The organism is Bradyrhizobium sp. BRP20 (genome assembly GCF_020194215.1).
GTDB lineage: Bacteria > Pseudomonadota > Alphaproteobacteria > Rhizobiales > Xanthobacteraceae > Bradyrhizobium > Bradyrhizobium yuanmingense.
Map to the genome: position 1 here is coordinate 50,334 of NZ_JADYVY010000019.1, position 19,439 is coordinate 69,772.

16 protein-coding genes are annotated in these 19,439 nt (G+C 64.6%); 15 read left to right on the forward strand and 1 reads right to left on the reverse strand.

Annotated elements, in window-relative coordinates:
- Positions 1 to 26 precede the first annotated feature (26 nt).
- From I6F33_RS31555 to I6F33_RS31600, 10 genes are all read left to right on the forward strand, one after another.
- Positions 27 to 926: a LysR family transcriptional regulator gene (locus tag I6F33_RS31555; RefSeq protein WP_225145145.1), complete on the forward strand. Its 900-nt coding sequence runs from the start codon at positions 27 to 29 to the stop codon at positions 924 to 926.
- A gap of 210 nt (positions 927 to 1,136) precedes the next feature.
- Entirely contained in the window at positions 1,137 to 1,964 is an 828-nt protein-coding gene (locus tag I6F33_RS31560; protein ID WP_036006127.1) for an HD domain-containing protein, read from the forward strand.
- A 129-nt stretch (positions 1,965 to 2,093) separates the two neighbouring features.
- Entirely contained in the window at positions 2,094 to 2,987 is an 894-nt protein-coding gene (locus I6F33_RS31565; protein ID WP_225145146.1) for an alpha/beta fold hydrolase, read from the forward strand.
- Between the two features lie 171 nt (positions 2,988 to 3,158).
- Positions 3,159 to 3,785: a GTP cyclohydrolase I FolE gene (gene folE / locus I6F33_RS31570; protein ID WP_225134050.1), complete on the forward strand. Its 627-nt coding sequence runs from the start codon at positions 3,159 to 3,161 to the stop codon at positions 3,783 to 3,785.
- Between the two features lie 144 nt (positions 3,786 to 3,929).
- Positions 3,930 to 4,505, forward strand: a complete 576-nt coding sequence (locus tag I6F33_RS31575) for an HdeD family acid-resistance protein (RefSeq protein ID WP_036006124.1) — start codon at positions 3,930 to 3,932, stop codon at positions 4,503 to 4,505.
- A 223-nt stretch (positions 4,506 to 4,728) separates the two neighbouring features.
- Positions 4,729 to 5,940 carry an ABC transporter substrate-binding protein gene (locus I6F33_RS31580; protein WP_036023074.1) on the forward strand — a complete coding sequence of 404 codons (1,212 nt, stop codon included), beginning with the start codon at positions 4,729 to 4,731 and terminating at the stop codon, positions 5,938 to 5,940.
- Positions 5,941 to 6,150: 210 nt separating this feature from the next.
- A complete protein-coding gene (locus tag I6F33_RS31585) occupies positions 6,151 to 7,365 on the forward strand; it encodes an acyl-CoA dehydrogenase family protein (protein WP_225145147.1) in 1,215 nt (404 codons plus the stop codon).
- Positions 7,366 to 7,535: 170 nt separating this feature from the next.
- Positions 7,536 to 7,814 carry a hypothetical protein gene (locus tag I6F33_RS31590; protein WP_225145148.1) on the forward strand — a complete coding sequence of 93 codons (279 nt, stop codon included), beginning with the start codon at positions 7,536 to 7,538 and terminating at the stop codon, positions 7,812 to 7,814.
- A gap of 358 nt (positions 7,815 to 8,172) precedes the next feature.
- The gene (locus tag I6F33_RS31595) at positions 8,173 to 8,460 is read left to right on the forward strand and encodes a hypothetical protein (protein WP_225145149.1); all 288 of its coding nucleotides are present in this window, start codon (positions 8,173 to 8,175) and stop codon (positions 8,458 to 8,460) included.
- A 303-nt stretch (positions 8,461 to 8,763) separates the two neighbouring features.
- Entirely contained in the window at positions 8,764 to 9,660 is an 897-nt protein-coding gene (locus tag I6F33_RS31600) for a hypothetical protein (protein WP_225145150.1), read from the forward strand.
- A 456-nt stretch (positions 9,661 to 10,116) separates the two neighbouring features.
- Here the strand turns inward: I6F33_RS31600 and I6F33_RS31605 are convergent, their stop codons facing one another.
- Entirely contained in the window at positions 10,117 to 11,856 is a 1,740-nt protein-coding gene (locus tag I6F33_RS31605) for a methyl-accepting chemotaxis protein (protein ID WP_225145151.1), read from the reverse strand.
- 235 nt (positions 11,857 to 12,091) lie between these two features.
- On the opposite strand from I6F33_RS31605, the gene I6F33_RS31610 reads away from it, so the two are divergent.
- The 5 genes from I6F33_RS31610 to I6F33_RS31630 all read left to right on the forward strand — a co-directional run bounded on the left by I6F33_RS31610 (position 12,092) and on the right by I6F33_RS31630 (position 19,431).
- On the forward strand, positions 12,092 to 13,474 hold the full coding sequence (locus I6F33_RS31610) for an ethanolamine ammonia-lyase subunit EutB (RefSeq protein WP_225145152.1): 1,383 nt from the start codon (positions 12,092 to 12,094) through the stop codon (positions 13,472 to 13,474).
- 148 nt (positions 13,475 to 13,622) lie between these two features.
- Positions 13,623 to 15,209, forward strand: coding sequence for a B12-binding domain-containing radical SAM protein (locus I6F33_RS31615; protein ID WP_225145153.1), 1,587 nt, complete (start codon positions 13,623 to 13,625; stop codon positions 15,207 to 15,209).
- Between the two features lie 6 nt (positions 15,210 to 15,215).
- Positions 15,216 to 16,001: an ethanolamine ammonia-lyase subunit EutC gene (gene eutC, locus I6F33_RS31620; RefSeq protein ID WP_225145154.1), complete on the forward strand. Its 786-nt coding sequence runs from the start codon at positions 15,216 to 15,218 to the stop codon at positions 15,999 to 16,001.
- Positions 16,002 to 16,208: 207 nt separating this feature from the next.
- Entirely contained in the window at positions 16,209 to 18,575 is a 2,367-nt protein-coding gene (locus I6F33_RS31625) for an RND family transporter (RefSeq protein ID WP_225145155.1), read from the forward strand.
- A gap of 73 nt (positions 18,576 to 18,648) precedes the next feature.
- Positions 18,649 to 19,431 (forward strand): class I SAM-dependent methyltransferase, encoded by a 783-nt coding sequence (locus tag I6F33_RS31630; RefSeq protein ID WP_225145156.1) that lies wholly within the window; start codon positions 18,649 to 18,651, stop codon positions 19,429 to 19,431.
- Positions 19,432 to 19,439: the final 8 nt, after the last annotated feature.

Sequence of the window (19,439 nt, forward strand, 5' to 3'; positions counted from 1 at the left end):
GGGAATATCGATCTGGGGTTGTTGTCGTGGCGTTGACGTCGTCGCGCGTCCGTGCGGTCAATGCGGTGTTCGAAACCGGCAGCTTTGCCGCTGCGGGAAGGCGGCTCGGGGTGTCGCAGCCGGCCGTTGCGCAGCTGGTGCGCGACCTGGAGGCCGAGTTCGGGGTGGCGCTGTTCGACCGGCACGGCCAGACCCTGATCGCGACGTCGCTGTGTCGGCGGCTCTATGCCGCAACGAGCCGCATGCAAGCGGTCGAGGCGGATGCGCTCGCCATCCTGCAGCAGCGCGACGAGCTCACGGGGGGTGAGCTTCGCATCGGGCTCGGCAACGCCATGCCCGGCATGGCGTTGATCGCGGCGTTCCGCAACCTCTATCCGAAGATCCAGATCAACATCGAGATCGGCAGCTGGTCGACGATCATGGCCGCGGTGGTCGACCAGCGCGTCGACGTCGCCGTATTGCCGGAGGTGCCGCAGGACAACCGCTTCCGGCGCGAGCCCTGCGTGCAGCAGCGCGTCGTTGCGATCTGCCATCCCGTTCACGACCTCAGCCGCCAGTCGCGCGTGTCCATCGCCGGCCTCGTGCAATATCCGCTGGTGTTCCGGACCCGGGATTCCGCGACCCAGCGCGCCGTCGACCGGGCGTTTCGCGCCCTCAACCTGCGCGTCAGTCCGGCGATCATCGTCAATACGCGCGAGGGGATGCTGGAGGCGGTCGCCAACCGGCTTGGCGTCGGCTTCGTCTGGGAGCACGGCTCGAGCCGCATCGACCGGATCGCGAAGGTGGCGATCGCGGAAATCGAGGCGGAGTCGCCCGAATACATCTTCTCGCTGGCGGGCAAGCGCGGCAAGCTGGTCGAGCTGTTCTACCTGGCCCGAAGCCTTTCGCGCCCGGCCGACGGCGCCGATATCCTGGCCGCGCCCTGAGCGGCGGCCGCCTTCCCGCCGCTTTGGGTTGTGCTGAACTGTGACGGCAACCGTGATGTTGCGTAGCGGGACGGTAAGGTATTTGCGTATTTTCCGTCCCCGAAGTTTGGTTACCCGGCCCAAGATGGGCTATGCTCCCCGCTGCGTCGACGACAAGAATGAGACGTCGGGAGATGGCATGGGATACCAGCGGCGGACGGGGCTGCGTCCATGATAACCTTACCCAGACTGGCAGCTGAATCGCTGGAGCAGTTCCTCGGCAACTTCATGCGCCGCCGGTACGATGAGACTTCCGCAAGCATCGTTGCCAGCGCAACCCGTACCGCGATGGAATGCATCGGCAACAGCGATGCGCTCTACCACAATATCGAGCATACGATGCTGGTGACCCTGGCCGCCCAGGCGATCCTCCGCGGCCGAAGCCTTCATACCCATCTTTCGGCGGAAGATTACGTTCATGTCCTGATCGCCTGCCTCGCCCACGACATCGGCTATGTCCGCGGCCTGTTCGAGGAGGACGACGCCGACGGTTTCGTCATCGATGCGGCCGAAACCAAGATCTCGTTGCCGCGCGGCGCGTCGGACGCGAGCCTGATGATGTACCACGTCGACCGTTCGAAGCTGTATGTGACGCGGCGGCTCCGCCATATCCCGGGAGTCGATCCGGAGCGCGTTGCCCGCGCCATCGAGGGGACGCGCTTTCCCGCCCGTGAAGGCCAGGAATACGACGACGAAGCCTCGATCCTGCGTGCGGCCGACTTCATCGGCCAGCTCGGCGATCCCAACTATCTGCGCAAGGCCAACGCGCTCTATTACGAGTTCGAGGAGGTCGGCATCAACCGCCAGCTCGGCTACGACTCGCCCGCCGACATCGTGAACCGCTACCCGCAATTCTATTGGAACAGCGTTGCTCCGCACATCCAGACCGAGATCGGTTATCTCAACAAGACCGAGATCGGCCGGCAATGGATCGCCAACCTCTACAGCAACGTGTTCCGCGCCGAACGTGACATCTCGCTGTCCGGTCCGCAGAAATAGACCCCTTGTAGCCCGTAGCCCGGATGGAGCGTAAGCGAAATCCGGGATTCGCGGATACAGGCGTCCCCGCATTGCGCTTCGCTCCATGCGGGCTACAAGAGCTCTGCGCAACGAGATCATCCGCAAATCATGCAACAAAAAACCATCACCACTGATATCCTCGACATCGCTTATCGCGAATACGGTGCGCCGGACGGCTGGCCCTGCGTCATGGGGCATGGCTTTCCCTATGACGCGAACGCCTATGCCGAGACCGCGCCGATCCTCGCCGAGGCCGGCGCACGCGTGCTGGTGCCCTGGCTGCGCGGGTACGGGCCGACGCGGTTTCGCTTCGCTGAGACGCTGCGCTCCGGCGAGCAGGCGGCGTTAGGTGCCGATCTCCTGGCCTTCATGGATGCGCTCGGTATCAGGCGCGCCGTCGTCGGCGGCTACGATTGGGGCGGGCGTGCCGCCTGTGTGGTCTCGGCGCTCTATCCGGAGCGCGTGGTCGGTCTCGTCTCCGGCAATTCCTACAATATCCAGAACATCGCCCTCGCCATGGAGCCGGCTTCGCCGCCGGAGGAGGCGGCGTTCTGGTATCAATATTTATTCCACAACGAGCGCGGCCGCCGCGCGCTGCAGCGCAACCGCCGCGGCTTTGCCCGTCAGCTCTGGACGATGTGGTCGCCGAAATGGGTCTTCGACGACGCAACGTTCGACACGAGCGCCGTGTCGTTCGACAATCCTGATTTCGTCGACGTCGTGATCCATTCCTACCGCCATCGCTACGCGCTGGTGGCCGGCGATCCCGCCTATGCGGGGATCGAGGCAAAGCTCGCCGCGCAGCCGACGATCCGTGTCCCGACGATCGCGGTCGACGGCGACAGCGACGGCGTCAATTCCGGCACCGCCCACCACGCGCGCAAGTTCGAGGCATTTTTCGAGCGGCGCGTCTTCATCGATGCCGGTCATAATCTGCCGCAGGAGCGGCCGGCCGAATGGGCTCAGGCCGTGATCGACGTGCGGAAAGCGGCTGCGTCATAGGCGGCCCCGAGGCGCCCTCGGGGCACCTCATCATGAGGGGATTGGCGGGTCGGCACTAGGCCATCCATCCGTTCCCCAAATTTCCCCGACTTTCGGGAACCTTTTCCGATTGCGGCCGTCCAAGCTGTGGGCCCGCTTCCATATGCGGGCTCGTTGCAGGGGAGAAGCTTGATGAAGTCACAAGTGCGCAAGCTGGAACGTGTCGCCGTGGCGCAGACGCCGACCGATCGGCCTGACAGGGCGGAGGTCGAAGAGGCGATCCGGACCATGATCCGCTGGGCCGGCGATGATCCCGCGCGCGACGGTCTGCGCGAGACACCTGATCGCGTCGCACGCGCTTTCGAGGAGTATTTTTCGGGGTACGCGCAGGACCCGACCGAAATTCTGCAGAAGACTTTCGAGGAAATCGAAGGCTATGACGAGATGATCGTGCTGCGCGGCGTTCGCTTCGAGAGCCATTGCGAGCACCACATGGCGCCGATCGTCGGCCGCGCCTGGGTCGCCTATATTCCGCAAGGGCGCGTGGTCGGCATCTCCAAGCTCGCACGCGTGGTGGACGTCTACGCAAAACGGCTCCAGATCCAGGAGAAGATGACCGCGCAAATCGCCAATACCATCAACGATGTGCTCAAGCCTGAAGGCGTCGGGGTCATCATCAAGGCGACACATCACTGCATGACCACGCGCGGCGCGCACAAGCCCGGGACCGATCTCGTCACCAGCCGCATGCTGGGCGTATTCCGCGACAATGCACTGACGCGCCAGGAACTGCTGGGGCTCGCCAGTTCGGACGATTGACCTGCGCTCGGCGCTGACCCGCCGCATTCGATCTTGATTTGCGTCAAGGTTGCGGCAGGCGAGGTCTGCTCTGCTGGGTGTTGTCTCGGTCGGGTGCGTGCTATCATGGCGTGTGCCCGGGGGCTTCGCATGCAGGAGTGGCCCATGACAACTGCGTCAGATACGTCTCATCCGTCCGGTCTCGGCTCGGGAATGGCTGCGCTACACGCCAAATGGGGCTGGATCGTCGCGCTCGGCGTCGTCTACCTGATTGCCGGCTTCGTCGCGCTCGGCAGCATGGTGATGGCAACGGTGGCGAGCGTGATCGTGGTCGGCGCAATGATGATCGTCGCCGGCGTCACCGAGGTGATCGGCGCATTCCAGATGAAGAGCTGGGGAAAGTTCCTGATCTGGGCCTTGCTCGGTGTGCTCTACATCGTTGCCGGCTTCCTCACCTTCGCGAACCCGCTCTTCGCCGCGGTTCTGCTCACGCTGTTCCTCGGCGCCTCGCTGCTGGCCTCCGGCGCGGTCAGGCTGTTTCTCGCCTTCAGCATGAAGCGCGAAAGCCCGTGGGGCTGGGTGGCGGTGTCGGCCGTCGTCACGCTGCTGCTCGGGCTGCTGATCCTGGTGCGCTGGCCGGTGAACAGCGTCTACATCCTCGGCCTGTTCCTCGGCATCGACCTGATCATGGCCGGTGCCGGATGGGTCAGCTTGGGCTTCGCCTTGAAGCGGCGCGGCTAAAGCATGATCCGGAAAAGTGCCGAAGCGGTTTTCCGGAAAGCTCATGCGTCAAGAACAACCTGACGCACGATGACGATTCATCAAAATCTCGTCGCGCTTCAGGCGATGCCATCAGCAACTCGACGCAAGACCATCTTGATGAACTCCGCTGATCTGACGCGCTGACAAGAAGCAGCGCGCCGCGCGGTCGTTTCGCCGCGGCGACAATCATTGGGGAGAAACCATGAAAGCCGCTTTGGCCCTGGCCGCAGCGCTGGCTGCCGCCTGCTTGTCCGCTCCTGTCTCCGCGCAAAAATCCTACGGTCCTGGAGTTAGCGACACCGAGATCAAGATCGGCAACACTATGCCCTATAGCGGCCCGGCATCGCCGCTCAGCATCACGGGACGGGTGATCTCCGCCTATTTCGACGAGATCAACGAGAAGGGCGGCGTTGGCGGCCGCAAGCTCAACCTGATCTCGCTCGACGATGCCTTCTCGCCGCCCAAGACCATGGAAGCCGCGCGGCGCCTCGTCGAAGGCGACGGCGTCGCCTTCATCTTCGCCACCATGGGCACGGCGCCGAGCTCGGCGATCGCAAAATATCTCAACAGCAACAAGGTGCCGCAGATCTTCCTGATCAGCTCGGCCTCGAAGTGGAACGATCCCGCCAACATGCCTTGGTCGATCGCGCTGCCCTGGGCGCCGAACTACACCAGCGAGGCTGCGATCGACGTCGCCTATGCCCGCGCCAGGAACCCGAATGCGCGCTTTGCGGTGCTCTACCAGAACGACGACGCCGGCAAGGAATATCTTCGCGGCGTCAAGGAGGCGCTCGGTGCCGACGCCGACAAGGCGATCGCGATGGCCTCGAGCTTCGAGGTCGCCGATCCCACCGTCGATTCCCAGGTCCTGACGCTCGCCAATACCAAGGCCGACGTCTTCATGATCTATTCGGTGACGCCGCGCGCCTGCGCGCAGGCGATCCGCAAGGCGCACGAGGTCGGCTGGCAGCCGACGCGCTTTCTGGCTTCCGGCTGCGCCAACAAGGCTACCGTGATGGCGCCCGCTGGCCTGGAGGCCGGCAAGGGCGTGCTGTCGCTTGGCGCGCTCAAGCCGTTCGTCGAGGCGCCGAAGGACGATCCGGCGATGACGGCCTATATCGACTTCATGAAGAAGCGCCTGCCCAATGCCGACATCAACAACGTCGCCGGCCTCTATGGCTACACCGTCGCCGAGGCGCTGGTGGCGCTGCTGAAGCAGTGCAAGGACAATCTGACGCGCGAGAACATCATGGCGCAGGCCGCGAATCTGAAGAACGTGCCGCTGTCGCTCCTGATGCCCGGCATCACCCTCAACACCACGCCGCAGGATTTCCGCCCGATCAAGGACGGCTACATGCTCCAGTTCGACGGCAACGACTGGGTTATCGCGAGCGAGCTGTTGCGCGGAACGTGAGGGACGGAGAAGTCATCGCGGTCGACAGGCATCGTTTGCGGCGCATCCTTCGAGACGCGCGCAAGGGCGCGCTCCTCAGGATGAGGGCGGAGTGCGCGGCAGCAGTATCAACAAGCGCCGGTGTTGCTTAGCCTCACCCTGAGGAGACCGCGAAGCGGTCGTCTCGAAGGGCGAGGCGCGCGCTCCGCTTTCTACGAACAGGAGACCACCATGGACTTTCACCACTCCGCCCGTTCGCTGGAGCTCCAGGACCGCGTTCGCCAGTTCATGCAGGCCCATGTCGAGCCGGTCGAGGAGCTCTACTACGAGCAGGTCAAGCCGGAAGCTTCACGCTACAAGACTCCGCAAATCCTTCAGGATCTGAAGCGGCGGGCGCGCGAGCAGGGGCTCTGGAACCTGTTCCTGTCCGGCGAGCACGGGCCGGGTCTGACCAATCTCGAATACGCGCCGGTGAAGGAGATCATGGGCCGCATCCTCTGGGCGCCCGAGGTCTTCAACTGCTCCGCGCCCGATGTCGGCAACATGGAGGTGCTCGCAAACTACGGCACCAAGGCGCAGCAGGAGCGCTGGCTGAAGCCGCTCCTCGAGGGGCGCATCCGCTCCGGCTTCTCGATGACGGAGCCGCAGGTCGCCTCCAGCGACGCCACCAACATCCAGTGCGAGATCCGGCGTGACGGCGACGACTACGTGATCAACGGCCGCAAATGGTTCACCTCGGGCGCGATGAACGAGGATTGCGAGATCCTGATCGTGATGGGCAAGACCGCACCCGACCATCCCGACCGCCATCGCCAGCAATCCATGATCCTGGTGCCGAAGAATACGCGTGGGGTGCGCATCCTCCGCGACATGCTCACCTACGGCTATGACGATGCGCCGGTCGGCCATCCCGAGATCGTCTATGACAACGTCCGCGTCCCCGCCGAGAACATTCTGCTCGGCGAGGGCCGCGGCTTCGAGATCGCGCAAGGCCGGCTCGGCCCCGGCCGCATTCACCACTGCATGCGCCTGATCGGCTGCGCCCAGCGGGCGCTGGAATTGATGTGCCAGCGCGCGGTCTCGCGCGTCGCCTTCGGCAAGCCGCTCGCAGAGCAGGGCTCGGTACGCGAGGACATCGCGCACTCCTTCTGCGAGATCGCGCAAGCCCGCCTGCTCACCTTGCAAGCCGCCGACAAGATGGACCGCGAGGGCAACAAGGCCGCGCGCGACCTGATCGCCGCGGCCAAGATCGTGGTCCCGAGCATGGCCGCCCGCGTCATCGACCGCGCCATTCAGATCCACGGCGCCGCCGGGGTCTCGCAGGACACGTTCCTCGCGCGCGCTTACGTCTATGCCCGCTTCATCCGCATCGGCGACGGGCCGGACCAAGTGCATCTCGCGGCCGTCGGCAAGGAGCTGATCAGGCGCGGCGGGGTGATGGGGTAAGTCGCGATGCAGTATGGGCTCCGCCGCTCAAGGAGCGCATCCTAGCCCTCGCAAAGGATCCGCGGCTGATCACGATCGGCGATCACGTCGCGCTGGGGCATCCGCTCGTCCGCGAGGTCAACGGAACCTGGGTGGGCAGCTCCTGCACGCAGCTGTTGGCGGGCGGCGCGATGATGCTTCAGAAGACGACGACGCCAACTGAAGGCGAGCGCGCAAGACTGGACAGCATCATCGATTTCGAGCGGCGGCACTTGCTCGCGGACCTGCGCGCCGGTCGACCGGATGTGATCCTCGTGGATACCCGGCTGCTGAGCGCGGTCCCGTTCGACTGGCTGGCCTGGGCAAGGTCCGATCCGGAGCTCCAGGCCGAGCTAAGTCGTTACCGCGAGCTCGAGGATGCCGGCGGCCGCGTCCGGATCTTGGTCGCTCGATCGGGTTCGGAGCGGTAACGGCCCATTCGGTTGTGCGCCATGGCAGCCCGCATGATCGACCGCGCCATCCTACAACGTGGAATGCCTGCCGAAATGGCCGACAGGCTTGCCTAGCCGGCTCGTTCCGGGGAAGCTCGATCCCCCGTAAATATCCCCAATTGCCGTTTTGGTACAAACTGCACAGGCTTCCGCCCTGTCAGAGTGTAATTTGGGGCATGAGCAGCGCGCTAGTCCTGCGTGTCGTGGCCATCGCAGCCGGCGCGTTCACCGTGGCCGCCGTCTCCGCGCTCATCTTCAGCGATTGATCTATCTCAAACCGCGTGCCGAGCCTCTCGCGTTTCCTGATATGGGCAGGAGATTCGAACGGGGCGCAAAGATGCAGCCGTGGACGTTAGAATACGACAAGAACGAGTTCAGCGCGTCCTATGATCTGACGGAGCTATTCAAGCTCGTTCATGAATGGGCCCCGATCATCGCCAATCTCTTCACGGTTGCGAAGATCCTCTACGATTTCGCCAAAGGCGAGAAGAAAGCGGCGCCGACCGCCGACGAGATCGCCGATGCCTTCGTGAAGAAGTACGGTCAGCTAGAGCCGCACGACCGGCTGCGACAGGCGGCCGAGCTTGTTGCCGGGCGGATGTCGGAAAAGACGTCGGATGACTGAGCATGATGGCCGGGAAAGTCGGCTACGCCTATCCCGCCCGGTCGTTCGGCATCACCTTTCTTCGGGTCGTCGCCGACTGCGGCATTCTCCTCATACTCCTGCCGTCGCTCCTTCACTGCGATCTCGCGACGGCTCTTTTCACTGCCCTCATCGCTCTTTTCTTTACCGCGGCCAGCATAGCGAGCGTCAACCGATTTCGAATCGCGCGCAATCTCGGGCATCTCGGCGAGTTGATCAAGCGACAAGGCGCGGTGAAGGAGTTCTCACCGGAGGACTACCTGGAGCCTCGGCTGGCACACACCCGTGCCGGTCGAGCGGGCCGGCATTTTCGTACGTGGGAGCTATCGCATCCTGCGTGTGCCCGGTCACAACGGTTTCTCGACGATTCAGTATTGGCCGCTGCACTCGTTCATTCTCGTCCCGTTCGAACCGCAAGAGATCAATCCGGGGCGGCTGTTCGCGCTCCTGCATGAAATGGGTCATATCGGCCCGCGAAATCTCAGGAACGCGACCGCGCATATCTTCTACAACATACGTCTCGAAGATCACGGAACCTGGCTCGCATCGGTGCAGAGCGAATATCGCGACATAAAAAGCAGATTGGCCCGCTTTCAGGGAGCGGAGATGCCTGCCACGCTCGCAATCCTCAGCCTGTTCTTCCCCTTGAGCAGCTTTGCAAAAACGATGCTGGTTGCCTTTGCCGATCCCTGGCTGCGCAGTTTCAGGCAGCAGGGAATGCGGCTGGAAGCGGAGATCGAAGCCGATCATTACGCGTTCACCGCGTTGATGGTGATGTCCGATCTCAGCGAGCCCCGGAGCCCGGTCAGCAGATCGAATCCACGGGTCAAGAAACTTTTCGGTCCCGCGCCGATCAACGACAAATATCTCCCCGATATCCACAATACCGTACGGAATGACGCGCGCCGCCTCATGGCCGTGGATGCCGGGCTGTTCCGTCTTCGTCCGTGCGATTTCTATCTTTGGTGCGGTACGCTCCAGATGGAACTCGTGATGCTTGCCCTGCGCATTGTCGTCAGTGTCGTGCTCGGTGCAATTATTGGAGCGGCCGAAGTCCGGTTGATCCCGTGGCAGATCGGGCTTTACATCGCTTTGGCAAGCGCCGGATTGATTTGGAGCTCTGTCGCTTTTGCAAGACGACTGAAGCAGCTCGATCGCATCCTCGAGACATGCCGTGCTTGATGAGTGAGGTTCCGCTCAGCACGACGGCTCGCTCTTCGCACTCAATGCCGTGACATTCGAAGGCGAGGCCTCGTTCTTCGCTCAGCGCCACATGCTGAGGCCCGCACGGTGCGCCGTCTGATGGACAGGGTACTCAATGGGCGCATCAGCCCGACAAGGTGCTTGATCTCACGCTGGCTCTCGACCGGGTCGCCGAAAGGCTGCGAGGCAATGGACCAGCGCCGGGCGATCAAGACGCTGCTGACGGTGCGAGGGGAGCTTGTTCAGGCGCGGGCGGGGACAATCGCCGCGATGACATTATGCTGTGTTTTGCCCGACGGATCAAATTTGATTCGGAAAATCGCAGGCCGCGGCGGCCGGCCGTCAACCCATTGGTTTTGCTGACGCCGGCTACTGTGCATGGGGTTGTTTTCGCACTTTTGCCCGGCACGCGCCGGCGTGGGCTTTGCCGCCCCGTCACCCCGCCTTGGCGATGCGACCGTCCGCCGACCCCGCGCGCAGGTTCTGGAAGAACGTCTCCACCTCCCGCGACAGCGTCTGCGCCGTCTCGGTCAGGCTGCTGGCGGCGGTGAACACCGAAGCCGCCGCGGTATCGGTCTCGCCGATGGCATCGCGCAGCGAGGTGATGTTCGCCACCAGCGTCTCGTTGCCTTGGGCAGCGCTTTGCGCGTTGGAGGAGATTTCGCGCGTGGCCTGGTCCTGCTGACTGACGGCGCCAGCAATCGCGGACGTGACCTCGTTGATCTCGCGCACCGCCCCGCCGATCTCGCGCACGGCGTCGACGGCGTTCCGCGTCGAGGCCTGGATCATCGCGACGTTCTCGCTGATCTCGGCCGTGGCCTTGGCGGTCTGGCCCGCGAGCGCCTTCACCTCGTGGGCGACGACGGCAAAGCCGCGGCCGGCATCGCCGGCGCGCGCCGCCTCGATGGTGGCGTTCAGCGCGAGCAGGTTGGTCTGCTCGGCGATCGCCTGGATCAGGTTGAGCACGCCGTCGATGCGTTGCGTGGCTGCAGCGAGGCTCTCGATCTCGGAGATCGACTTCTCGGTGCGCTGGCCGGTCTGCTCGACCGCGCCGGCGCTCTGCCGCACCTGGCGGCCGATCTCCACCACCGAGGCCGAAAGCTCCTCGGCCGCGCCCGCCACCGCGGTGACGTTGTGCGAGGCCTGCTCGGTGGCATTCGCCGCGGTGCCGGCGCGGCTGCTCGCATCCGCAGTGACCCGCGTGATGGTCTGCGCCGTCTCGCGCATGACGGAGGCGTTGTCGCTGAGGCCGCGCATGATCGCGCCGATCGCCTCGCGAAATTGCTCGACGGACCGCTCGACGTGACGGGCGCGCTCCTCGCGCGCGGCGGCGTCTTGCGACACTTGCGAGGCGAGGTTGCGGTTGCGCCCCATCGAGTCCTGGAACACCTGGATGGCGCGGGCCAGCGCGCCGATCTCGTCGGCGCGGTCGGAGTGCGGCACCACGACATCGTCGGCGCCGTCGGCGACCTGCTTGATGGTGGCGGTGATCGCGGCGAGCGGCCGGGCGATCGAGCGGGCAATGATGACGATGCCAGCGACGACGAGGGCCAGCGCCACGCCGCCGAGGCAGGTGAGGATGAACGACAATGTGCGGGCGATCTCGGTCTGCTGCGCGATCTGCCTGCCGCGCTCGGCATAGACCTTGGACAGCGCCTCGAGGTCCTTGTTCAGCGCCGAGCGGACGCTGCGGTTGGCGTCGTTGTCGCCCCATTCGCGGCCCGCTGCCGCGTTGATCTCGACGCCGCGCCGCACCAGCTCCTTGCGGAACTCGACGAACTGCTCGATGCGCTTCTTGAAGGTCGCGAACTGCTCGGCATCGTCGGCCTTGACGATGGTCTCCCAGCGCTTCACGACGTCGAGGATCTGGGCGTTGAACTTGAGCAGGCCGTCGCCGTATTTCTTCACCACGGCCGGCTCGGTCGACATGTAGATGCCGCGCGATTCCATCACCACCGCATAGACGAGGGAGTTGACCCGCTCGACGTTCAGCGCGGCGGCATTGGCCGTCTCAATCGCGACTGCGAGGTCCGCGCTGCGGCGGCTGTTGTAGTCGGACAAGATCGCGATCGCTGCCGTGAGCAGCGCGAACAGCGCGAAGATCGCATAGAGCTTGCTGGCAAGCGTGAAGCGGCCTGCCGGCTTTGCGGCATTCCCAGATCGGTCGGATGTCATGATGTTCAAGGAGCCCGGATTGGCCTGACCGGCCGGTGAACGGGGTCAGGCAAATTGTTGCAAAACTATGCAGAACGAAGATGGACGCCTCGTTAACGCGCGGCCTGGCCGCCTCCGTCCTTGGTCGAAGGAAAGGCAAGTCATTTCAGCGTCTTGATCCGAAGGTTTAGTTTCAGGATAGTCTTTTGGGATAGTCTTGGAGTCGGCCGTTGGCCGAGCAACCCCGGAGAGACCCTTGGTCTACCGCCACAGCATCGACGCCACGACCTACAGCTTCCCTGACCTGCGCGACCTGCTCGCCAAGGCGACACCCCCGCGCTCCGGCGACCGGCTGGCCGGCATTGCCGCTGCCAGCTCCGAGCAGATGATCGCCGCGCGGATGGCGCTCGCCGATGTGCCGCTCGGCCAGTTCCTGCAGGAAGCCGTCGTTCCCTACGAGGCCGACGAGGTCACCCGCCTCGTCATCGACAGCCATGACGTCAAGGCGTTCGCGCCGGTGGCATCGCTGACGGTCGGCGCCTTCCGCGACTGGCTGCTGTCGGACGCCGCAACGCCCGAGATCCTGCGCAAGCTGGCGCCCGGCATCACGCCGGAGATGGCGGCCGCGGTGTCGAAGCTGATGCGCAACCAGGATCTGATCCTGGCGGCGCGGAAATGCGAGGTCACCACCGCCTTTCGCAACACTATCGGCCTGAGGGGGCGGATGAGCACACGCCTGCAGCCGAACCATCCCTTCGACGATGCAAGGGGCATCACCGCCTCAATCCTCGACGGCATCCTGCTGGGGGCGGGCGATGCCTGCATCGGCATCAATCCCGCCAGCGATGACCCCGCCGTCATCGCGCAATTGCTGCGGCTGCTCGACGAGATCATCGAGCGGCTGCAGATCCCGACGCAAGGCTGCGTCCTGACCCATGTCACGACGACGCTGTCGCTGATCGGGCAGGGCGTGCCGGTCGACCTCGTCTTCCAGTCGGTCGCGGGCACCGAGGCCGCCAACCGCAGCTTCGGCATCGACCTCGCACTGTTGAAGGAGGCGCAAGAGGCCGGGCTGTCGCAGTCGCGCGGCACGGTCGGGCGGAACCTGATGTATTTCGAGACCGGCCAGGGCTCGGCGCTGTCAGCGGGCGCCCATCACGGCGTCGACCAGCAGACCTGCGAGGCGCGCGCCTATGCGGTCGCCCGCGCCTTCGCTCCGCTGCTGGTCAACAGCGTGGTCGGCTTCATCGGCCCGGAATATCTCTATGACGGCAAGGAAATCATCCGCGCGGGGCTGGAGGATCATTTCTGTGGCAAGCTGCTCGGCCTGCCGCTCGGGGTCGACATCTGCTACACCAACCACGCCGAGGCAGATCAGGACGACATGGACAATCTCCTGACGCTGCTCGCCGCCGCCGGCGTCACCTTCATCATGGGTGTTCCCGGTGCCGACGACGTCATGCTGAACTACCAGTCGACGTCTTTTCACGACGCGCTCTATGTCAGGGACGTCTTCGCGCTGCGCCGCGCGCCGGAATTCGACGACTGGCTGGCGCGCTCGGGCATTGCAGGTGCCGATTTCCGGATTGCCGGCGATGCAGGCCTGCTGCCCGATTTTGCCGCGCGGCTGATCGCATGAGGCGGAAGGTCAACTCGGTTGGGAAACCATCGGCGCCTCTCGGAATTATGCTTACGCCACAATATTGAGAAATTCCGGCGACAGCATTACGCTATGTGTCGGGCTGGCAATTTCCGCACCATCGGTTGAGTGTGGCGGGGGAGCTTTGATGCGAGCTGAAAGTAACGGAACGTCCCGGCGGATTCTCTGCGTGTTTCCGCGCTACACCTCGTCCTTCGGCACGTTCGAGCATTCCTATCCCCTGACCGATGGCGTCCGCGCCTTCATGCCGCCGCAGGGCCTGCTGCTGATCTCCGCCTATCTCCCGAAGGAATGGCAGGTCAAATTCGTCGACGAGAACCTGCGCCGCACGACGAGGGAGGAGTTCGAATGGGCGGAAGCGGTCTTCGTCAGCGGCATGCACATCCAGCGCCAGCAGATGAACGACATCTGCCGCCGCGCCCATGAGTTCGATCTGCCGGTCGCGCTCGGCGGGCCTTCCGTCAGCGCCTGTCCCGACTATTACCCGTCCTTCGATTATCTGCATGTCGGCGAGCTCGGCGACGCCACCAACCAGCTGATCGAGATCCTGTCGCGCGACACCTCGCGTCCGGAGAGCCAAGTCGTGCTCACGACCAAGGACCGCGTGCCGATGACGGAGTTTCCGATCCCGGCCTACGAGCTCGCCGACGTGAAGAAGTACTTCCTCGGCAGCATCCAATATTCCAGCGGCTGTCCCTACCAGTGCGAGTTCTGCGACATCCCCGGCCTTTACGGCCGCAATCCGCGCATCAAGACGCCGCAGCAGATCATCGCCGAGCTCGACCGCCTGCGCGAATGCGGCATGACCGACACGGTCTATTTCGTCGACGACAATTTCATCGGCAACCGCAAGGCGGCCATGGACCTGCTGCCGCACCTGATCGAGTGGCAGAAGCGGACCGGCTACGTGGTGCGGCTCGCTTGCGAGGCGACGCTCAACATCGCCAAGCGCCCCGAGATCCTCGAGAAGATGCGCGAGGCCTATTTCATCACCATCTTCTGCGGCATCGAGACGCCGGATCCCGACGCGTTGAAGGCGATGCAGAAGGACCACAACATGATGGTCCCGATCCTGGAGGGCGTGCGCACCATTAACTCCTATGGCATGGAGGTGGTCTCGGGCATCATCATGGGGCTCGACACCGACAAGCCGAACACCTCGGAGGCGCTGCTCGCCTTCGTCGAGGAGTCCCGGATTCCGCTGCTCACCATCAATCTGCTGCAGGCGCTGCCGAAGACGCCGCTATGGGACCGGCTTGAGCGCGAGGGGCGGCTGGTCGAGGACGATGGCCGCGATTCCAACATCGACTTCCTGCTGCCCTATGACGAGGTCGTCGCGTCCTGGAAGCACGCCATGGCAGTCGCTTACGCGCCCGACAAGGTCTACGCGCGCTATCAGCACCAATGCGACCACGTCTATGTGAACCGGCTCAAGGTACCGGTGCCGGACGAGATGAAGACCTGGCGCAGCATCCGGCGCGGCCTCGTCATACTGCGCAACATCTTCTGGAAGGTCGGCGTGCTCGGCGACTATAGGCGCGTGTTCTGGAAGTTCGCGCTGGGCCGCATCAAGCGCGGCGACATCGAAGGCCTGATCGGCTGCACGCTGGTCGCGCACCATCTCATCACCTTTGCGCGCGCGGCCTCCAGCGGCAAGCAGAACGCCTCGAACTATTCGATCCGGCTGCGCGAGGCCGCCGTGCCCGCCGAATGATGCCACATGTCTGACCCGGCCCTGCCGCGCCGTCCGACCCTCGATTTGCGCTCGTTTACGCCTGCGCGCGTCGCGCTGGGGCGCAGCGGCGCGAGCCTGCCGACGAGAGCGTTGCTCGATTTCACGCTGGACCATGCCCGCGCGCGCGATGCTGTGCATGCGGCCTTCGACACGCCGCGTCTCATCGCCGATCTCGACGCACTCGGTGTTGCGGTGACCGAGGTCAGGAGCCGGGCGGTGGATCGCGGCGACTATCTGCGGCGGCCGGATCTGGGACGACAGCTCGACCCCGGCTCGGCTCAGCGTCTGGCACGAAGCATCTCGGCGCCGTGCCAGCTCGCGGTCGTGATCGGAGACGGCCTGTCCGCGGCGGCGGTCCATAGCCATGCGGCGATCGTGGTAAGGCGCCTGTTGCAATCGCTTGCACAGGGGGATGCTGTCGCGGTTCGCCATGTCGTCGTCGCCTCGGGCGCGCGCGTCGCGCTCGGCGACGAGATCGGCGCCATTCTCGGTGCGCGCATGGTCGCGATGCTGATCGGCGAGCGGCCCGGCCTGTCCGCGCCCGACAGCCTCGGCGCCTATCTGACCTTTGCGCCGAGGCCCGGCCGCACCGATGCCGAGCGCAATTGCGTCTCCAACATCCACCACGCCGGGTTGAGCCACGAGGAGGCGGCGTTCAAGATCGCCTGGCTGGTCCGCGAGGGGCTGGCCCGGGAGATCACCGGCGTGGCGCTGAAGGACGAGAGTGCGGACCGCGCGCCGCGCCAGATTGGCACATCCTCGCCGGGATGACGGTCATTCCAGGCCCGGATCGCCGCTTTTCGATCGATTCGGCCGGGCTTGGCCTGCTTGCGAAAAGACCTGTTGACCTGCTAAACCGCTGCCGGCGATTTTCCGCGCATTTTCAAAGGGCAAGCCTCCCATTGGTATGGCGTTTTCAAGCCGGTCGCGCGGCGCGATAAGCTCACAGCCCGAGCCGATTTAGGAACTGGACAAGGCATGCTCGAAAAGCACAGCGAGAGTGAGGTTCATGTCGACAAGGTCGAGCAGGGATCTACGTCCTCCATCGCCTTCGGGCTGGAGCGTCTCGGGCTGATCGCCGTTCGGGCCCCGATCGTCTCCTGCATCGTCCTGCTCGCGTTGATCGTCGGCGCGGTGTTCGGCATCTACCGGATCAAGATCGACGATTCGCTGTCGCAGCTGTTCCGCTCCGACACTCGCGAATTCAAACAATATGAAGAGGTGACCAAGAAGTTCCCGGCCGAAGAGTTCGACGTACTCGTCGTGGTCGAGGGCAAGACCCTCCTGGAACGCAGCAACCTCGAGAAGCTGCGCGACTTCGTCACCGACCTGCAGCTGGTCGAAGGCACGCGCGGGCTGGTCTCGCTGTTCTCGGCGCGCCAGGCGCCGGCCCCCGGCAAGCTGCCGGCGGCGCTGTTCCCGACCGAGCTGCCCGAGGGCGCGGCCTATGACAAGTTCATCGAGACCGTCAAGAACAACGAGATCATCCGCGGCAAGTTGCTGTCGGAGGACGGCACGCTGGCGTTGATCGTGCTGTCGCTCGATCCCGAAGTGGTCGGCTCCAACAAGCTGACCAAGACCGTCGGCGACATCCGCGCGCTGATGAAGGAGGATCTCGGCGACACCGGGCTCAACGTGCAGCTCTCGGGCGTGCCGGTGATGCAGCTCGAGATCCGCAATGCGGTCGAGCGTGACGGGCTGACCTACAACATCCTAGGCATCCTCGCCGGCTGCATCATCGCCATCATCTTCTTCCGCAAGATCTCGTTCATGATCGCGGCGGCATTCCCGCCGATGATCGCGATTCTGCTGGCGCTCGGCGCGCTCGGCTGGGCCAATTTCAACCTCAACATGTTCCTGAACGTGATGACGCCGCTCATCATGGTCATCAGCTTCTCGGACTCGATGCAGCTGACCTTCGCCGCGCGCGACCGGCTGATCGCGGGCCAGGACAAGTTCACCGCGTTCAAGAACGCGGTGCTGGTGGTGGGCCCGGCCTGCGTGCTGACGCATGGCACCGCCGGCATCTCCTTCATCGCGCTGCAATTCTCCGACTCCGACCTGATCCGCAAGTTCGGCGAGGCGGGCCTTGCCGCCACCATCATCGCGCTGGTCGCGGTGCTGTCGCTGGTGCCTGTCTTCGGCGTGCTGTTCGTGCGCAACGAGAAGGTCTTTGCAGTCAAGTTCCAGGGCGCTGATGCCGGCGTACAGGCGCTGCGCAATTTCTGCTACTGGATTGCGGTGCGCATGGTCGGCCGGCCCGGCCTGTTCAGCCTGCTGGCGGTGCTGTTCGTCGGCGGCCTCGGCGTCATCTATGCCAATCTGGAGCCGCGCTACCGGCTCGCCGACCAGGTGCCGGACAAGCGCCAGGCGGTTGCCGCCAGCGACCGGTTAGACGCCAAGCTGACCGGCGCCAATCCCGTCAACGTGCTGATCGTGTTCCCGAAGGGTGAATCGCTTTATTCGCCGCAGACGCTCCAGACCATCGCCGAGGTGCACGCGACAGTCGAGAAGTCCGCAGGGGTCGGCAACGTGTGGTCGCTGGAGACGCTGCGCCGCTGGCTGGCGGAAAAGGCCGGCAGTGCCGACGTCGCGACGCTGAAGGAATATGTCAGCGTCATCCCTGAGCACCTGGTGCGCCGCTTCATCGACGCCGAGCAGACCGCCGTCGTGGTGGCCGGCCGCGTGCCGGACAAGGATTCCAGCCAGCTCCTGCCGATCGTCGACAAGCTCGATTCGGAGCTCGACGCCGTCCGCAAGAAGCATCCGGGCTATGAGATCGCCGTGACGGGTCTTGCCGCCATCGCCGCGCGCAACTCGGCCAACATGATCGAGAAGCTGAACCACGGCCTCACGATCGAATTCGCGCTGGTCGCGATCTTCATCGGCCTCGCCTTCCGCTCCTGGGTGGTGACACTCGCCTGCATCCTGCCGGGCATCTTCCCGGTGGTGATGTCGGGCACGGTGCTGTGGGCGATGGGCGAGGGGCTGCAATTCGCCAGCGTCGTTGCGCTCACGGTCTCGTTCGGCCTCGGCCTTTCCGCTACCATCCACTTCCTCAACCGCCTGCGGCTGGAGAACAAGCCGGGTGTCGGCTCGGCGCTCGCGGTGGAGCGGGCCACCGTGCTGGTGGGACCTGCGCTGATCCTGACCACGGTGGTGCTCGCCTGCGGCCTCGTCGTCACCGTGTTCTCCGACCTGCCATCGCTGCGTCTGTTCGGCTGGCTCAGCGCCTTCTCGATGGTGATGGCATTGGTCGCTGATCTCTTCATCCTCCGGCCGACGGCGATGTGGCTGATCAATCTGCACGCCAAGCTGCATGGCGCGGACAAGCAGGCGATCTGAGTGGCTTCATCCACCGGACATGGAATCGGCGCAGTCTGAATGACTGCGCCGGAGTTCCGGTCGGGGACGAATCATGCAGCACGACGGCGCGATCGTGGCGTTTCAGCAGAAGCGAGGCGGCGATTCAGCCGCCTTTTTCGTCCCGTTCCTGACATCGGGTATGACCCTGCTCGACGCCGGCTGCGGGCCCGGCACCATTACGGCAGCGCTGGCGGGGCACGTCGAAAGGGCCGTCGGCCTCGATATCGAGCCGACGGCCATTACCGCCGCCAATCGGCTCGTGTCGGCGGCGGGCTCGACCAATCTGGCCTTTGTCGAAGCCGACATGACGGCGCTGCCGTTCGACGATGGAACGTTCGATGCCGTGTTCTTTCACGCGGTGCTCTACCATCAGAGCCGAGAGATATTGGCGCGAACGCTGGCCGAAGCGCGACGTGTGCTGAAGCCGGGCGGCCTCGTCGCAACGCGCGATGCCGACGTCGGCGGCAACGTTCTTCACCCTGAAATCGACGGCGTGCGGCTCGCGCTCGATCTTTGGCAACGCTGGTACCAGCACGACGATCCGGAGGCGCTTCGCTTCGGGCGCCGGCAGGGCTCCATCCTCCGAGCCCACGGCTTCGCGCCGGTCTGGGCCGGTGCGAGCTACGTCAACCACAGTGCCGATGCGCAGAGCCGCAGCGAGGCCGTTGCCGATGCGCAGCGGAGCCTGCTGGGGCTCGGACCGCAACTCGTGGCCAGGCGGCTCGCGACAGACGATGAGATCCGGGCCGCGCTTGCCGGCTGGGAGGCCTGGGAACGCGATCCGGACGCGGTCTATTTCCGATGCCGCTGCGAATGCATCGCGCGAAAGGACTGATCCGGCGC

Coding starts and splice junctions, on each gene's coding strand:
- I6F33_RS31580 (WP_036023074.1), top strand. CDS start 4,729: ATGAAAGCCGCTTTGGCCCTGGCCGCAGCGCTGGCTGCCGCCTGCTTG.
- I6F33_RS31605 (WP_225145151.1), bottom strand. CDS start 11,856: ATGACATCCGACCGATCTGGGAATGCCGCAAAGCCGGCAGGCCGCTTC.
- folE (WP_225134050.1), top strand. CDS start 3,159: ATGAAGTCACAAGTGCGCAAGCTGGAACGTGTCGCCGTGGCGCAGACG.
- eutC (WP_225145154.1), top strand. CDS start 15,216: ATGTCTGACCCGGCCCTGCCGCGCCGTCCGACCCTCGATTTGCGCTCG.
- I6F33_RS31585 (WP_225145147.1), top strand. CDS start 6,151: ATGGACTTTCACCACTCCGCCCGTTCGCTGGAGCTCCAGGACCGCGTT.
- I6F33_RS31630 (WP_225145156.1), top strand. CDS start 18,649: ATGCAGCACGACGGCGCGATCGTGGCGTTTCAGCAGAAGCGAGGCGGC.
- I6F33_RS31565 (WP_225145146.1), top strand. CDS start 2,094: ATGCAACAAAAAACCATCACCACTGATATCCTCGACATCGCTTATCGC.
- I6F33_RS31575 (WP_036006124.1), top strand. CDS start 3,930: ATGACAACTGCGTCAGATACGTCTCATCCGTCCGGTCTCGGCTCGGGA.
- I6F33_RS31615 (WP_225145153.1), top strand. CDS start 13,623: ATGCGAGCTGAAAGTAACGGAACGTCCCGGCGGATTCTCTGCGTGTTT.
- I6F33_RS31560 (WP_036006127.1), top strand. CDS start 1,137: ATGATAACCTTACCCAGACTGGCAGCTGAATCGCTGGAGCAGTTCCTC.
- I6F33_RS31625 (WP_225145155.1), top strand. CDS start 16,209: ATGCTCGAAAAGCACAGCGAGAGTGAGGTTCATGTCGACAAGGTCGAG.
- I6F33_RS31595 (WP_225145149.1), top strand. CDS start 8,173: ATGCAGCCGTGGACGTTAGAATACGACAAGAACGAGTTCAGCGCGTCC.
- I6F33_RS31590 (WP_225145148.1), top strand. CDS start 7,536: ATGATGCTTCAGAAGACGACGACGCCAACTGAAGGCGAGCGCGCAAGA.